The organism is Nocardia sp. PE-7 (assembly GCF_030486425.1).
Classification (GTDB): domain Bacteria; phylum Actinomycetota; class Actinomycetes; order Mycobacteriales; family Mycobacteriaceae; genus Nocardia; species Nocardia salmonicida_A.
Genome location: NZ_CP129614.1, coordinates 3,644,806 through 3,660,265 on the forward strand (window position 1 = coordinate 3,644,806; position 15,460 = coordinate 3,660,265).

At 66.6% G+C, this 15,460-nt stretch carries 16 protein-coding genes and 1 riboswitch; of the genes, 14 read left to right on the forward strand and 2 right to left on the reverse strand.

What is annotated here, in order from left to right:
* The 10 genes from QX204_RS17225 to QX204_RS17270 all read left to right on the forward strand — a co-directional run bounded on the left by QX204_RS17225 (nt 1) and on the right by QX204_RS17270 (nt 9,255).
* Nucleotides 1–1,419, forward strand: coding sequence for an MlaD family protein (locus QX204_RS17225; protein WP_301900751.1), 1,419 nt, complete (start codon nt 1–3; stop codon nt 1,417–1,419).
* Nucleotide 1,420: 1 nt separating this feature from the next.
* Complete coding sequence (locus QX204_RS17230) at nt 1,421–2,443, forward strand: MlaD family protein (RefSeq protein WP_301900752.1); 1,023 nt, start codon at nt 1,421–1,423, stop codon at nt 2,441–2,443.
* Nucleotides 2,440–3,471 carry an MlaD family protein gene (locus QX204_RS17235; RefSeq protein WP_301900753.1) on the forward strand — a complete coding sequence of 344 codons (1,032 nt, stop codon included), beginning with the start codon at nt 2,440–2,442 and terminating at the stop codon, nt 3,469–3,471. The genes QX204_RS17230 and QX204_RS17235 overlap by 4 nt, the downstream gene beginning before the upstream one ends.
* On the forward strand, nt 3,468–4,544 hold the full coding sequence (locus QX204_RS17240; protein ID WP_301900754.1) for an MCE family protein: 1,077 nt from the start codon (nt 3,468–3,470) through the stop codon (nt 4,542–4,544). Before QX204_RS17235 ends, QX204_RS17240 begins: the two co-directional genes overlap by 4 nt.
* A complete protein-coding gene (locus QX204_RS17245; RefSeq protein ID WP_301900755.1) occupies nt 4,541–5,620 on the forward strand; it encodes an MCE family protein in 1,080 nt (359 codons plus the stop codon). The genes QX204_RS17240 and QX204_RS17245 overlap by 4 nt, the downstream gene beginning before the upstream one ends.
* A complete protein-coding gene (locus tag QX204_RS17250) occupies nt 5,617–6,813 on the forward strand; it encodes an MCE family protein (protein WP_301900756.1) in 1,197 nt (398 codons plus the stop codon). Before QX204_RS17245 ends, QX204_RS17250 begins: the two co-directional genes overlap by 4 nt.
* A 25-nt stretch (nt 6,814–6,838) precedes the next feature.
* On the forward strand, nt 6,839–7,390 hold the full coding sequence (locus tag QX204_RS17255) for an Rv1363c family protein (RefSeq protein WP_301900757.1): 552 nt from the start codon (nt 6,839–6,841) through the stop codon (nt 7,388–7,390).
* Between the two features lie 15 nt (nt 7,391–7,405).
* Nucleotides 7,406–7,750, forward strand: a complete 345-nt coding sequence (locus tag QX204_RS17260) for a hypothetical protein (protein ID WP_301900758.1) — start codon at nt 7,406–7,408, stop codon at nt 7,748–7,750.
* Nucleotides 7,751–7,945: 195 nt separating this feature from the next.
* Nucleotides 7,946–9,019, forward strand: a complete 1,074-nt coding sequence (locus tag QX204_RS17265) for an oxygenase MpaB family protein (RefSeq protein ID WP_301900759.1) — start codon at nt 7,946–7,948, stop codon at nt 9,017–9,019.
* 20 nt (nt 9,020–9,039) lie between these two features.
* Nucleotides 9,040–9,255 carry a hypothetical protein gene (locus QX204_RS17270; protein ID WP_301900760.1) on the forward strand — a complete coding sequence of 72 codons (216 nt, stop codon included), beginning with the start codon at nt 9,040–9,042 and terminating at the stop codon, nt 9,253–9,255.
* Nucleotides 9,256–9,320: 65 nt separating this feature from the next.
* On the opposite strand, the gene QX204_RS17275 is transcribed toward QX204_RS17270, so the two are convergent.
* Nucleotides 9,321–10,013, reverse strand: coding sequence for a TetR/AcrR family transcriptional regulator (locus QX204_RS17275; protein WP_301900761.1), 693 nt, complete (start codon nt 10,011–10,013; stop codon nt 9,321–9,323).
* 273 nt (nt 10,014–10,286) lie between these two features.
* Nucleotides 10,287–11,732 (reverse strand): NADP-dependent phosphogluconate dehydrogenase, encoded by a 1,446-nt coding sequence (gene gndA / locus QX204_RS17280; protein ID WP_301900762.1) that lies wholly within the window; start codon nt 11,730–11,732, stop codon nt 10,287–10,289.
* A gap of 168 nt (nt 11,733–11,900) precedes the next feature.
* A riboswitch (TPP riboswitch) is annotated at nt 11,901–11,997 on the forward strand.
* On the opposite strand from gndA, the gene QX204_RS17285 reads away from it, so the two are divergent.
* The 4 genes from QX204_RS17285 to QX204_RS17300 all read left to right on the forward strand — a co-directional run bounded on the left by QX204_RS17285 (nt 11,988) and on the right by QX204_RS17300 (nt 15,342).
* The gene (locus tag QX204_RS17285; protein WP_301900763.1) at nt 11,988–12,695 is read left to right on the forward strand and encodes a TenA family protein; all 708 of its coding nucleotides are present in this window, start codon (nt 11,988–11,990) and stop codon (nt 12,693–12,695) included. It overlaps the preceding riboswitch by 10 nt.
* Complete coding sequence (locus tag QX204_RS17290) at nt 12,692–13,714, forward strand: ABC transporter substrate-binding protein (RefSeq protein WP_301900764.1); 1,023 nt, start codon at nt 12,692–12,694, stop codon at nt 13,712–13,714. Before QX204_RS17285 ends, QX204_RS17290 begins: the two co-directional genes overlap by 4 nt.
* Nucleotides 13,692–14,543 carry an ABC transporter permease gene (locus QX204_RS17295; protein WP_301900765.1) on the forward strand — a complete coding sequence of 284 codons (852 nt, stop codon included), beginning with the start codon at nt 13,692–13,694 and terminating at the stop codon, nt 14,541–14,543. Before QX204_RS17290 ends, QX204_RS17295 begins: the two co-directional genes overlap by 23 nt.
* Nucleotides 14,536–15,342, forward strand: a complete 807-nt coding sequence (locus tag QX204_RS17300) for an ABC transporter ATP-binding protein (protein WP_301900766.1) — start codon at nt 14,536–14,538, stop codon at nt 15,340–15,342. The genes QX204_RS17295 and QX204_RS17300 overlap by 8 nt, the downstream gene beginning before the upstream one ends.
* Nucleotides 15,343–15,460 lie beyond the last annotated feature (118 nt).

The window sequence follows — 15,460 nt, forward strand, 5'->3', positions numbered from 1 at the left end:
ATGTATTTGGATCCCAGTGGACGCGGCTGGTCGCGCGGGCGACTGAGCGTGGCCGGTGTGGCGATGACGCTGAGCCTGTCCGGTGTCGTCGCCTTGCTCGGGCTGCGCTATGCGGGCCATTTCGAGGAAACCGTCGCGGTGACGGCACTGATGACCAGCACCGGCGACGGACTGCCCGCACGCGCTGACGTGCGCTTTCGCGGGCTACTCGTCGGCACGGTGTCGGCGGTCGAGATCGCCGAGAAGGGGCTGATCCAGCGGGTGAACCTGGACTTGGAACCTGCTGCTGCCGAGGCTATTCCGGCTTCGGTGACGGCCCGTGTCGTGCCGGCCAACATCTTCGGAGTCACCTCGGTCGAACTCGTGGACAACGGACCGGCCGCGACGCCCTTGCGGGCAGGTGTTGTCGTCGAGCAGGACACCAGCCGCGCGACAGTCGCCCTGCAGACCACGCTGACCACGCTGCGCGACGTCTTGAACCGCGTCCAGCCCGCCAAACTCGCCCGTGTGCTGGCCACCCTGGCCGAGGCGCTCGACGGTGATACCCGAATGCCCGGCTCCACGATCGAACGGCTCGACCAGTGGATCACCGAGGTCCGCGCGCTGCCCGGCATCGGCGATCTGCTCGGCGATCTCGGTGCGGCCACCGCGGCGGTGAATCAGTCGGCGCCCGAACTCACCGATGCCCTCGGCAAATCGGTACAGACGGCGCATACGATCACCGTTCGCCGTAACCAGGTGATCGCACTGCTCACCTCGGCAGGTACCGCCACCGATGCGACCCAGGCGCTGTTCGCCCGGAACCCCGACGCGGGCAAGGAACTCGTCGTCGGACTGGACGAGACGTTCGGCGCGCTCGCGGCGGATCCGTCGGCGTTGAGTGAGACCGTCACCGCACTCGGTGATTCCCTGAGTCGGCTGGCCACCGTGTTCAATTGGGGGCCCAGCAGGCAGATGCAATGGGATGTCACGGTCTCGTTCACTCCGTTCCGCCAGTACACCGCGGCCGACTGCCCGCGTTACGGCAGCCAGGCCGGACCACGGTGCGAGACCGGCAGCATCCCGGATTCCCCGGCGCCACAGTCGTATCCGGCACAGCTGATCCCGGGCTGGCTGTCCTCCGCGGGGCCTGCGCCGATTCCCACCATTCCGGCACTGCCTACCCTGCCGGATCTGCCCGCGCTGCCGAACATTCCCGGACTCTCGCTGCCCGGTCTGGTGATTCCCGGCATCACCGCCCCCGCGAGTTCTGCTGGACCGCCACCCGGCCATCGCGCCGGACCGGTCGCGCTGACCGGCCCCGCCGCGGTGGCCGCGTTCCTGGGCAGACGCCCGAACACCACGCAGCAGCTTCTGCTCGGCTCCGTGCTCACCGGCGCGACCGTGACGGTCGCCCCACCGTCCTCAGGAGGACACTGAGATGCGCACCCGCACTACCTATTTCGGGCTCGCTGTCTTCGTCGCGCTGTCCATGATCGCGACCTACACGATCTGGTCGACCTTGCAACGTTCGGTGCCGGGCGACACCCATCGCTACAGCGCCACCTTCACCGACGTGCTCGGCTTACGGACCGGCGACGACGTGCGTATCGCCGGAGTGCGAGTCGGCCGGGTCGACGCGATCGATCTGGTCGACCGCCGCCACGCCGAGGTGACCCTGTCGGTGCAGTCTCGCCAGCACCTGAGCACCACCACCACAGCGATGATCCGCTATCAGAATCTGATCGGTCAGCGCTACGTCGCGCTCGCCGCGGGCAAATCGGCGGGGGAACCGCTCCCCGCGGGCGGCTCGATTCCGCTCGAGCGCACCGAATCGTCGTTCGACGTCTCCGCCATGCTGTCGGGCTTCGAACCGCTGTTCAGCCTGCTGCAACCCGACGAGGTGAACTCGCTGTCGGAAACCCTGGTGCAGGCGCTGCAAGGTGACGGAGTGTCGTTGTCGGCCTTGATCACCCAGGCAGCCGCACTGGCCGCGACCTTCTCCGAACGCGACGAGATCCTCGGAGCGGTGATCACCAACCTCAGCGATGTGATCACCAGCCTGGCCAACCGCAGTGGTGAGCTGGAGACGCTGATCACCCAGTCCCGTGCGCTGGTCAGCGGGCTGTACGAACAGGGAGCGGTACTCGAGGCGTCGGTGACCGGGATCGCCGAGTCGACGACGAAACTCACCGATCTCATCACCAGGGTCGCCCCGGGTATGGCGCAGGCACAGCGACAGGCGAGCGAAGGCGTCGACCTGCTGCTGTCCAACGGTGCGCGGTTGGACCAGGCGGCGATCGAACTACCGCTGATCCTGGCCGGTCTGGCCCGGATCAGCGGAAACGGCACCTACGTCAATACCTATGTCTGCAGCCTGGACGTCTCGTTGTGGGGCGTGCTGTTCCCCCGCGGCGTGTTCTCCCAGGTCGGCGGCAACGAGCACTCGGAGGTCTGCCGATGATCACATTCCTGTTCTCCCTTGTTCGCACGACCCTGCTCGATGCGTTCCGCAACCGGTACTTCGCCCTCGGCATCGCGGCGGGGGTCGCGGTGATCGTGCTCGTCCTCGGATCCGGGATACTCTCGCGCGCCCATCTCGGTGAGGACACCGTCCACGCGGAATTCGCCCAGGCCGCGGGCCTGCGGACAGGCAACAGCGTCGACGTGGCCGGGATCGAAGTCGGCACGGTCACCTCCGTCCGGCTCGAGCGCGACCGTGTCCTGGTCACGATGAGTGTGCGGCCCGACCTCTCCATGGGTCACGACGCGAAAGCGGCGATCAAGATGTCGACCATTCTCGGCAAGATGCACGTCGAACTCGATCCGGGGGCCGAGGGAAACCTGCCCGGTTCCCGGATCCCGTTGTCGGCCACCACCGTTCCCTACAACCTGGCCAAAGTCGTGAACGATCCGAAATATCGCAATTCCTTCGAGCATCTCGAACGACTCGATCCGAACGCGTTGCGCGCCGGCCTGGACGCGGTGAGCACGCAACTGGGCGATTCACCGGCGCTCACCGCCCAGGCGCTCGACAGCGTCGGCGCGCTGGCCAAGGTGATCGCCTCCCGGCGCGACGAAGTGGACCAGCTGCTGGGCAGCATGGATCAGGTCTCCGGACTGATCGCCGACAACCAGAACAGCGTGCTGGTGTTGCTGACCAACGGTCAGGCGATCGGCGACTCGGTCGTCCGGCGTCGCGACCTGATCAGAGAGCTGCTCGACAACATCGCCGCCGCTTCGAAGATCCTGCAGGACATGGGCATCGACGACGGCGGCAGGCTCGGCCCGCTCATCCACAACCTGAACACCATGTCGCAGGGTCTGGAAAAGAATCGCGAACACCTCGACGCCCTGTATCAGGTGATGCCGGTGGCGGTTCGCCAATTCAACAACGCGTTCGCCCAGGGACCCTACGGCGACATCTACATGCCGTGGCTGTTCCCGGACAACTGGCTGTGCCTGGCCGACGCGGTAGAAGGGTGCAAATGATGCGCAGGTTGCTGCAATGCCTGGCACTGGTGATCGGCACCGGCGTCGGCGCGGGCTGTTCGTCGATCCCGGTGTCGCTTCGCCCCGATGCCATCCACCTCACCGCGGACTTCGAAGGCGCCGCCGGCTTGTTCGTCGGCAATGACGTGTCGGTCCTGGGAGTCCCGATCGGACGAGTCGACGCGATCGAGCCCAAGGGCGCCTTCGTCGAGGTCGCGATGACCATCGAGCCGGGCGTGGAGCTGCCCGCGGACGCCATGGCCGCGCTGGTCTCCCCCCAGCTCATCACCAACCGGCACGTCGAGTTGACTCCCGCCTATACCGGCGAAGGGGCCACACTCACCGACGGCGCGCATATACCGTTGGCGCACACCAGGACTCCGGTGGAGCTCGACCGCATCCTGCGCAACTTCGAACAACTCGGCGAGGCGCTGAAGGGCGACAACGCGAACGGCCCGATGGCCAGCCGGGTGCTGTTCCCGATGCTCGACGGCAACGGTGACCGAATTCGCGAGACCCTCGACGCCCTCTCCACCACGTTCGAGGTGTCGCTGGCAAATCGCGATCAGATCTCGCGCACCATCGTCGAGCTCAACGAGCTCACTACGATGATCGCCGGAAACGATCAGACGGTCCGCGACTTCAGCGGGCGGCTCACCGAACTCGTCGCCCTGCTCGCCGAACAGGCGCCGGGCTTGGCGGCGGTACTCACCCAGGTCAACGACTTCATCGCCAACACCTCCACGGTGTTGGCCGAGAATCGCGCACCGCTCACCGACGCGGTGAGCCGCCTGGTCACCATTACCGGCCAGATGCGCGACAACGCACGCGGTCTCACCGAGATCGTCGATGTGACGCCGCTGATGGCCGACAACTTCGCCCGCGCGGTCAGCACCGACCAGCAGGCGCTGCGGCTCCATCTGCTCACCGATAAGACGTTGCTGGACAACGAGACTCTGTCACTGTTGTGTGCGCGGGTCGCTTTGCGCGCCGACGGCTGCCGGACGGGCAAACTCATGGACTTCGGTCCGGATTTCGGTCTGACCGCCGCACTCCTCGGACTGTCCGAATGAGCAGAGCCGCCCGCCTCACCGTCACCGCACTGGCCGCGCTCGGCGTGTGCTCGTGCACGGTCACCGTCGACAATGTCCCCCTGCCGCGCCCCGGTGTCGACGGGCCGTCCTATCGCTTACACGCGGTGTTCGACAACGCGCTCAATCTGCCCGAACGGGCCAGGGTCAAGATCGGCGGCACCGACATCGGGGTGGTCACCAAGATCGATACGACGAACTTCCTCGCCGATGTCGAGCTCGAGGTGCGCCGCGATGTCGCGCTACCGCGGGGCACCCGGACCGAATTGCGGCAGCCGACGCCGTTGGGCGACATCCACGTGGCCATCGTGCTGCCCGAGCATCGGCCGGGTACGCCGTTGCTCGCCGACGGTGATGTCATCGATCGCGAGCACACCTCGGCAGGCGCGTCGGTCGAAGAGCTGATGATGGCGATGTCGATGTTGCTCGACGGCGGTGCGATGAACCAGGTCGCCCGCATCACCTCGGAGCTGAACGCGATCGTCGGCGGTCGCGGGCCCCAGCTGTCGCACCTGCTCACCGAGCTCACCGCGACGCTGGGCGCGTTGAATCAGCGCACCGGGCAGATCGATTCGGTCTTGCACGGTCTGGACGGGCTCGCCTCCACCCTGCGCGCCCGCAAGGCCGAACTCGGTCAGGCGGCCGATACCTTCCCCGATCTGATCGCCGTGATCGCCGAGAACAACCGCGCCATCACCGATCTCACGACGAAGGTGTCCACGGTGACCGCCGCGCTCGGCGACTTCACCTCGACCACCGGTCCCGAATTCCTCAGCCTGTTCGACAGCGTGCGGGCACTGATGACCGGTTTCACTCGGATGGGGGACAACTTGGGCACCACGCTGGACCGGCTCAATGCGCTGGGCCCGGTGGCGCGGACGTCGATGCAGGGGTCGAGTCTTGCTGTCGCAGCACGGATTTCGTATCTGGACATCGGTGCGCTCACCGACGCCGAGGGCAGCAGGTTGCCCGACGGCACCGACGTCACCGCGTTCGTCGGCAGCCTCGCCCAGGTGCTGGCTAGGGTGCTCAGCCGGCTGCAGGGAGGCCACCGATGATCCCGCGCGTTGCTACCCTCGTCGTCCGGCTGGCACGCTGGGCCGAGCGCCACAAGACAGCTGGGGCCATGCTCGGCATGATCGGGATGCTCGTCATCGGATCCGGCTACATCGCCGTCGATGTCGTCGGCCTGCGGCCACTGCACACGACCTACACCGTGCGGGTCCAGCTCCACAGCTCCGGCGGCCTGCTCCCGCACAGCGATGTCACCGTCCGCGGGGTGCGGGTCGGCGCGGTACGCGCCGTCGCGCTCGACGGCGTCGGCATTCTCGCCGAAGCCGAGATCGACAGCACCACCACCATTCCCGTCGGAACACCCGTGGCGATCGGGCGTCTCTCGGCAGCGGGCGAACAGTATCTCGACTTCCGGCCGACCACCGGCGCGGGACCCTACCTGGCAGATGGTGCGACCGTGGCTGCCGACCAGGTGAGCACACCGGTCACCATCGACTCGTTCCTGGACAACACCGGAGCCCTCATCGCCGGGATGAACCCGGACCGGCTCACGGTGATCGTCGACGAACTCGATCGGGCGCTGCTCGGCGGCCCTGACGTCCTGCGCACTGTGATCAGCGGTCTCAGCCAGGCGATGACCGGCCTCACCGGACTGCTCCCGCAGACCACCGAACTGATTCGCAATCTGCGGGTCATCGCCGACACCACCGCGCAGGCCCAGCCCGACCTCGCCACCCTGGTCCGCGGATCGAGCACGCTGTTCGACCAGATGAACGCCGCCGACAACGAAGTGCGCGAACTACTCGACGACGGTCCGGGCAGGCTGGCCACCCTCGGCGGTGTTCTCACCGAGACCAGCGACCCGCTGACGAGCCTGGTGACCAACTTCGTCGCCATCACCCGAGCGGCCCGATTGCGGACCCCGGCCATGACAGCACTGTTTCCCGCTTTGCGCGCCGGTGTGGTCGCCCTCGGAGTCCCGGCCCACGACAACGCCTTTCACACCATGGCGGACATCTGGCCGCGTCCCACCTGCGAGTACGAGACCATCCCGGTCTCCCCCGCCGGGGTCTCGGACGGCCGTGGTCGCCTCTACAACTACTGCGTCACCAGCCATCCCGAACTACAGGTCCGTGGCTCGGCCAACGCGCCGCGCCCGGCCGGGCCCGACAACGGATCGGGCCCGCCCCCCGGCGTCACCGGCGACGAGCTCTCCGTCCCCCTGCCCGCCAACTGACTCCTACCTCCGAAAGGACGTGTCCATGACCACCGACGACTCGAACTCCGAGACCACCGAGCCGATTGCGGAACCTCAGCGAATTACTCTGCGCAGCTTCGTAATCCCGGTGGCCGCGACGATCACGATCGCCGCCGTCGCCGCCGCTTCCTTCCTCGCCGTGGACAACCACCGCATCCGCGCCCGTGAACAGGCGCGCGACTCCGCACTCGCGGCGGCGTGCGCCTACGCCCCGACGCTGGCTCGCTACGACGCCAAGGACCTCGACACCTATTTCGCCGCCGTGCTCGCGGGCGCCACCGGCAGCTGGAAGACCGAATTCGACGCCACCAGCAAAGATCTGCGCGACGTGCTCACCCAGGGGCAGGTGGTCTCCACGGTCGGCAACGTCACCTGCGCCATCGAGTCCGCCGACGAGACGTCCGCGACGGCGGTGGCCGTCATCAATCAGACCATCACCAGCCTCGGCACCAAGGGCGAGCCCGCTCCCGGACAGCTCTCGGTGAGCATGTCGCTGCGCAAGGACCTCGACCGCTGGCTGGTCAGTGCAGTCAGCACACCGACGCTTTCGCGCTGATCGAGAGGATGCCCGGTGACCGACGACACCACTTCTCCCCGTACCGAATCGCTCCTGGCGGCCGCGTTGAGCGGGTCTACCGCGCGCCGATACCGACGGCGGAGCGCACGTCTGGCGACCGCGCTGGCCGGACGGCTACGACTGACTCTCGTCGCCGGGCTCGCCATGACCATCGCGGCAGTCACCTCGACCCTCGGTGGACTCTTTGCCCTGGCTGCCCTCGTCCGTGGGCTCGAACAGGTGCTGCCTACCTGGGCCGCCTACGCCGTGACTTCCGTCCTGCTCCTGACCTGCGCGGCGATCGGCCTTGCGATTTGCGTATGGCTATTCGCCCGCGCGGTGAGCGCCGTGCGGGCATAGCCCGCTACCAGAAATGTTCTGTCCGTGGATAAATCGGGCGCGCATTCGGCATTTCGTCGAATTTTCGACCGAAATCGCAGCGTGAACCGTAGCGGCCCGTGGTACGGACTGCTATCGTCTTACTTGAAAACTACACGCGAGTAGTAATTGAATGGATAGCTCGCGACCGACAGCAGAGAATATGGGGAGAACCGCATGGCAGCACTACGCGCATGGTTGTCGCTACCGGAGGTCGCGCCGGCCGAGGACTACGGATTCTTCGGACCCGATTCCGTCGCCTGGCGGGTATGGAGTTACCCGACCGGATTGACCATCGGATTCCAGCGAGCAGTCGTCATCGAGGAACTCGACCCCGCATTGATCGCGGCCGTGGACACCACCGGTGCGATCTACAGCCGCCCCCGCACTCGCTACGACCGCACGCTGCGCTATTTCGCCATGGTGATGTTCGCCGACAGTCGGTCCACGACCAGCGCGGCCGACATCCTGGTCAAGATCCATTCCAAGGCCGTGGGTATCGATCCGGTGACCGGGAAGTACTACGACGCGAACGACCCGCAGTCGCAGTTGTGGATTCACCTCACCGCGTGGCACTCCCTGCTGATCGCGTACGAGAAGTTCGGACCGGGGCGGCTCAGCGCCGACGACGAGTCCCGATACTGGCACGAATGCGCCCGGGCAGCCGAGCTCCAGACCTGCGATCCAGCCGATGTTCCCCGGACTCGCCACGGCGTGGCGCAGTACTTCGAGCGCATGCGTCCGCAGCTCATCGGCTCCGATATCGCGAAGAAGGCGATGAATCATCTCCTCGACGCCGAGGTGATGCTGCCGCCGATGCCGCTCGTGCTGCGACCGCTGTTCACCGTCGTCGCGGCATTCCTGCGACGCGGAACACTGGCCACGATGCCGCGCTGGATGCGGGAAATGGCCGGACTGCCGACCGGCCGCGTTCTCGATCTTCTCGTCGTGCCGTGGCTGAGCGCGGCGATGACAGTGGTCAGCTTCAATACTCGACTGCAATTGCTCCTGCTGCAGCTGATCTCGCCGACGACCGTGCCGGTGGCGGCGCCGGTGCTGCTCGAATTGACGCCGAACAATCCGGTGACGACGACACCCCGGCAGGCTCAGAAGAAATACGGATACGACATCCCGTCGCAAGCCCACCACGCACTGCGCGCGAAACAACGCGACCGTGTGTTGATGAATGGCCTCGCTCCCTCCGATGAGGGCCTCATCGAATCGCAACCGATCCTCGGCGACATCGCCTGACCACGGAATAGAGAACGACAATGGTGACAAAGGTTCTGGAACGCCGGCTCAGTATCCGTCAGATGGTGTACCTGACGATCGCAGGCGGCATTCCCTATATCGCGATCGGTGTGATCTGGTTGATCACCCACGACAGCCATCTGAGCGAATTGACGGGGCTCGACCGATTGCTCTCGGCGATCGGCGAGATAATCGCCTGGCCCGTGCTGATTATCGCCGATATCCAACTGCGGTAGTCGAACGGTGAATCCGCTCATCGTGTGTCGGTGAGCGGATTCACCGGCGTTTCTTGCCGTCACATTCAGTTGGACTGAGCATCGCTGTCCACATCACCGGAGAATTCTGCTCCCGGCCTGTCCGGCAAGGTTCGGATCATGGACCGGACAGTGGCGCGTAATCTTTCGGGCGGAAAGCGTTGCGGATCCGACAACACCATTCGTCCCAGTACTTCGGTGAACCCGAGCATCACGTGGGCGATCAATTCGACATCGACCTCATGCGGGCCGCCGCGCACGGCGAACCCCGCGGTCAGCAGATCGACGCACTGGTCGAGGAGCTTGTCACGGGCAGCGCCGAGCAGTTCGCGATAGTCGGTCGGCGCACCGTCGCTGTGCAACAGGATCAGACGCCAGCGGGTCGGGGCAGCCGCGACAGATTCGAGAAACGCCATCACTGCCGCGACGTACTCCCGGTCAGGGTCGGATTCTTGCAGGTCACGCGGCATAGCCGCGGAGACCTGACCCATCCCCCGCGCGTGTTCGCGGTGCAGCAGGTGCGCCATCAGCTCCGGCGCGGTGGGATACATCGCGTACAGCACCGGCTTGGCCACGCCGGCTTCCTTGGCAACCGCCTGCATGGTCAGATTCGCGAGTCCGGCATCACCGACGACACGGAGCGCGGCGTCGAGCAGCTGCGTTCTACGCTCATCCGGCGGAAGTCGGGGCCCGTTGCGACGCTTCGGGCGAGCGTTGGTCTGGATGCTCTCGGTACTCACACCTGCATTATCTCCCACGCCCGCAGCGGTCGTCGGCAATCCTCTGGAAAAGGTGTCCGATGAGCGCTGTCTCAATTAGTTCATTCGGCAGTCGAGATTTCACATCGCCGCCCGCACGTAATTCAATAGACGTGCAATCCCTGATTCGGTTCGACTGAGGACGAAAGCGGTGGGGCGCATCCCGTAATCCTGCCGGTACCCGCTGCGCGGTTGTCCCGCGCAGCGGTTCCGAACAGGATCACGGTCGGACCCTCACCGCACCTTCGTCAGAACTCAGTCCGCGACCACTTCGCTGCGGTCGCCACTCCACAGAGTGTGGAATTTGCCCTCCGCGTCGATGCGCTCGTAGGTATGCGCGCCGAAGAAGTCGCGCTGACCCTGGGTCAGTGCGGCCGGCAGGCGCTCCGCGCGCAGTGCGTCGTAGTAGGACAGCGAGGACGCGAACGCGGGGACCGGGATACCGAGCAGGGTGGCGGTGGAGACCACGCGCCGCCAGCTGTCGATGGCCGTCTCGATCGCCTCGCGGAAGTACGGTGCCAGGATCAGGCTCGGCAGGGCGGGGTCCTGCTCGTAGGCGTCCTTGATCCGGTTCAGGAAGCGGGCGCGGATGATGCAGCCGCCGCGCCAGATCGTGGCCAGGTCACCGGGGTGCAGATCCCAGTCGTATTCGGCGCTGCCCGCGGCGATCTGGTCGAAGCCCTGTGCGTAGGCGACGACCTTGGAGGCGTACAGCGCCTGCCGGATGTCCTCGGTGAACTGCTCGACATCGGTGGGCTTGTCGGCGAGAGTGCCCGACGCGAGCCCCACCGCGGCTTTGCGCTGGGCGCGCGAGCCCGACAGCGCCCTGGCGAACACCGCTTCCGCGATGCCGGTCACCGGAACACCGAGATCGAGGGCGGACTTGACCGTCCAGCGGCCGGTGCCCTTCTGCTCGGCGGCGTCGACGATGACGTCGACGAGCGGCTTGCCGGTCTTCGCGTCGGTCTGGGCGAGCACCTCGGCGGTGATCTCGACCAGGTAGCTCTCCAGATCTCCGGAGTTCCACTGCGTGAACACGTCCGCGATCTGCTTGGCGTCGAAACCGAGTGCGTCGCGGAACAGGTGGTAGGCCTCGCCGATCAACTGCATGTCGGCGTATTCGATGCCGTTGTGCACCATCTTGACGAAATGCCCGGAACCGTCGGGGCCGATGTGGGTGCAGCACGGGGTGCCGTCGACCTGCGCGGCGATCGACTCCAGCAGCGGGCCGAGCGACTCGTAGGACTCCTTCGGTCCGCCCGGCATGATCGCGGGACCGTTGAGCGCGCCCTCCTCACCGCCCGAGATGCCCGCCCCGACGAAGTTGAGGCCGCGCTCGCGCAGGGCGGCCTCACGGCGAATCGTATCGGTGTAGAGGGCGTTGCCGCCGTCGATGATGATGTCGCCCGGCTCCATCGCGTCGGCGAGTTCGGCGATGACGGTGTCGGTCGCCTCGCCCGCCTTGACCATGATCAGCACTCGCCGCGGCTTCTCCAGCGCCGCGACGAACTCCTCGACGGTCTCGGTACGGACGAAATCTCCGTCACCGCCGTGCTCGGCGAGCAGCGCGTCGGTTTTGGCGACGGAACGGTTGTGCAGCGCGACGGTGTAGCCGTGCTTGGCGAAGTTACGGGCGATATTGCTGCCCATCACGGCCAGGCCGGTCACACCGATGTGTGCACGCGCGGTAGAGGACGACATTGAGATCAGCTCTCTTCGTTCGGCGGGATCGATGGAGGCAAAAGACGGACTCCTTGGCAGGCAAGTTACTGGGTGCCGGTCCGCCGCCGAACACCTACCACCGTGACCGGGGCTACACGCGGAACCGGGCCAAGCCCGCATGTCGGCGGGCGCTGCTAGTGTCGGTCGAGTTCTGACACGGGGTGTCTCGCGACCGCGAGGCTGAGAACAGACCCGCCGAACCTGTTCAGGTAATGCTGACGAAGGGATGTCACGGTGTTGCACGCCCACACCACGAAGACAGACTTGTTCACCGATCACCTCTGGGACCGGACCGAAGTCCTGCGCAGTGCGATCGACGACTTGGAGTTCCTGCGGCACCTCGGCGAGGGCACCCTGCCGCTCGCGGTGTTCCGCACCTACATCGAACAGGATTCGCTGTATCTCGCCGGGTACTCGAAGGCGCTGGCGATGCTCGCCGCGAAGTCTCCTGACCCGCAGACCGCGGCCTTCTGGGCGACCTCGTCCGCGAACGCGGCCGCTGTCGAGTCAGCCATGCACGACCAGATGCTCACCGGTGGCGCGCTGCCTCCGCGACAGGGCGAGCCGGAGCATTCGCAGACCTGCCTGGCCTATGTCTCCTTCCTGATCGCCGCCGCCGCGACCGAGTCCTACGCCGTCGCCGCCGCGGCCGCGCTGCCGTGTTTCTGGATCTATGCCGACGTGGGTCGCGACCTGGCCGAGAGCGCCGCGAAGGTGATCGCCGCCGATTCCGCCCACCCCTACGCCCAGTGGGTCACCACCTACGGCGCAGCGGAGTTCCAGGAGTCCGCGGCCACGGCCCGATCGCTGGTCGACGCCGCGGCCGAGTCGGCGAGCGAGCGTGAGCGGGCGGCGATGGAGAAGGCATTCGTCCTCGCCGTGCGCTACGAGTTGATGTTCTGGGACACCGCCCTGCATCCGCAGCCCTGGCCTGCCGCATGAGCGGGCGTCTTCGCCGCGGGCTCGCGGTCATGGCAACCATCGTCGCGACCCTGTCGCTGCTCACCGCCTGTGGTTCGGGCGGCGGCTCCGATCAGACCATCCGGTTCGCGCTGGACTGGACACCCAATACCAACCACGTCGGGCTCTACGTCGCGTTGCAGCGCGGCTATTTCGCCGACGCCGGTCTGGATGTGCAGGTCCTGCCGTACAACAACACCTCGGTCGACACCATGGTCGATGCCGGAAACGCGGAATTCGGGATCAGTACCCACAATTCGTCGACCTTCGCCCGCGCCTCCGGTGCGCAGGTCAAGTCGGTGCTCGCCCCGCTGCAGCACTGGGCCACGGGCATCGGCGTGCGCGCCGACCGCGCCGATCTCGCCAGACCGAAGGACCTCGACGGCAAGACCTACGCCGGTTTCGGCGACCCGGGCGAGCGGGAGGCGCTGCAGCAGGTGATCCGCAACGACGGCGGCACCGGCGATTTCACCTCGGTGGTGCTGGGTTCGTCGGCCTATGAAGCGGTCTACTCCGGCAAGGCGGACTTCACCGTCTCCTATCTGGCGTGGGAAGGGATCGAGGCCGAACACCACGGCACCCCGATGCGGTACTTCCGGTACACCGATTTCGGTTTCCCGGACTCGTACGCGATCGTGATCGATGCCAACGAGGGCTGGCTGGCCGAGAACCCCGAGCGCGCCGCGAAATTCGTGCAGGCGCTGCAACGCGGATACCAGTTCGCCGCGGACAATCCGGACGCGGCGGCCCAGGATCTCATCAATGCCAATCCGGGCGCGTTCAACGACGAGGCGCTGGTCTTCGAGAGCCAGCGCATGCTGGCCGCTCAGTTCATGAAGGACGCCGGTGGCAAGGTGGGCGCCCAGACGGTGCAGCAGTGGTCGGCGAACTCCGGCTTCCTGTACCGGGGTGGTCTGCTGACCGGCCCGGATGGAAAGCCGCTGACCACCGAGCCCGACTGGTCGACCTACTTCACCAATGAGTACCTCGCCAACCCGTGAGCTGTCCGTAGCCGCGTCGCCGCTGGTCTCCACCGGCGACGACGGCGGGACGGCTCGGTGGGCGGGGATCCGATGGGCGGTGCCGTCGGTGGTCACGGTGGCGGTGCTCGTCGCGATCTGGCAGGTCTACGTCACGAGCAGCGGTGTCCGTCCACAGGTGCTGCCGTCACCGCTGCGGGTCGTCCAGCAGGGGTGGGCGCACCGGGACGAGATCATCTCGCATGCGGCCGCCACCTTGCAGGTGACGCTGGCCGGGTTCGCGGTATCGCTGACGCTGGCGTGGGTGCTGGCGGTGATCGTGGACTTCTCGCCCTGGCTGCGGCGTGCGTTGGTGCCGCTGTTCGTCGCGTCGCAGACGGTGCCGATCGTCGCGATCGCGCCGTTGATGATCATCTGGTTCGGATTCGGTCTCCTACCGAAGGTCCTGGTGGTCGCGCTGGCGACGTTCTTCCCGATGGCCATCGGCCTGATCGAGGGCTTCGCCGCGGCCGACCGTGACGCGGGCGCGCTGCTGCGGAGTATGGGGGCCTCTCGGCTGCAGGTGTTCCGTTATGTGCGACTGCCGTCCGCGCTGCCGCGGTTCTTCACGGCGCTGCGGATCGGCATCACCTACGCGGTCGTCGGCGCGGTGTTCGCCGAGTATGTCGGTGCGAGCGTCGGCCTCGGCATCTACATGAGCCTGCAGAAGAATTCGTTCCGCACCGACCTGGTCTTGGCGGCGGTGCTGGTCACGGCGCTGCTGAGTATCACGCTGTATCTGTCGACGTTCGCGATCGAACGCCTCGTCGCGCCGTGGGCGCGCGCGCAGAACAGGAGCCGACGTGACTGACGCCGGGGACGACCGCATCGTCGTCGACCACCTCACCAAGTCGTTTCCGCAGTCCGGGCGGCGCAGCCCGGACCTCGCGGTGCTCGGCGGGGTTTCGTTCACCGTCCGATCGGGCGAATTCGTCACCGTCATCGGGCCGAGTGGTTGCGGCAAGAGCACCGTGTTCAACATGCTGGCCGGACTCGAGTCCCCCGACTCCGGCAGTGTCGGCTTTCGCGCGGCCGACGGCGAGGACACCGCCGCGCACTGCGCCTACATGCCGCAGAAAGACCTGCTGTTCCCCTGGCGAACCGTCCTTGACAACACCATCCTCGGCTTGCGGGTGCAGGGTGTTCCGAAGACGGAGGCCCGGCGCCGCGCCCGTGAGCTGTTCCCGGTCTTCGGCCTGGCCGGTTTCGAGGACGCCCGTCCGTCGCAACTGTCGGGCGGGATGCGACAGCGCGCCGCACTGCTGCGCACCGTCGTCCAGGAGCGTGAACTGCTGTTGCTCGACGAGCCCTTCGGCGCGCTCGACTCACTGACTCGCACCGAGATGCAGTCGTGGTTGCAAGAGGTCTGGCAGCGCTACCGCTGGATGGTCCTGATGATCACCCACGATGTCCGGGAGGCGGTGTACCTGTCGGACCGGGTGATCGTCCTGTCGGCGCGCCCGGCCACCGTGCGCCACGAACTGCGCATCGACCTGCCGCGGCCGCGGGGGTTGTCCACGATCACCGCCCCGGAATTCGTCGCCCTGGAAGAGGAACTTCTCGCGATCCTGCACGAGGAGTCGCGTCGGGCGTTCACCGAGCAGCGGTAGCTCGCGCGAGGTCGACCTGTTGTGCCGAACAGCGATTGGCCACCGTTTCCCTGGGTAGGCGCACGGTATGGGGGCTCGTCGTACGCGTACCGCGCCGGGCGAAAACCACCGCCACCAC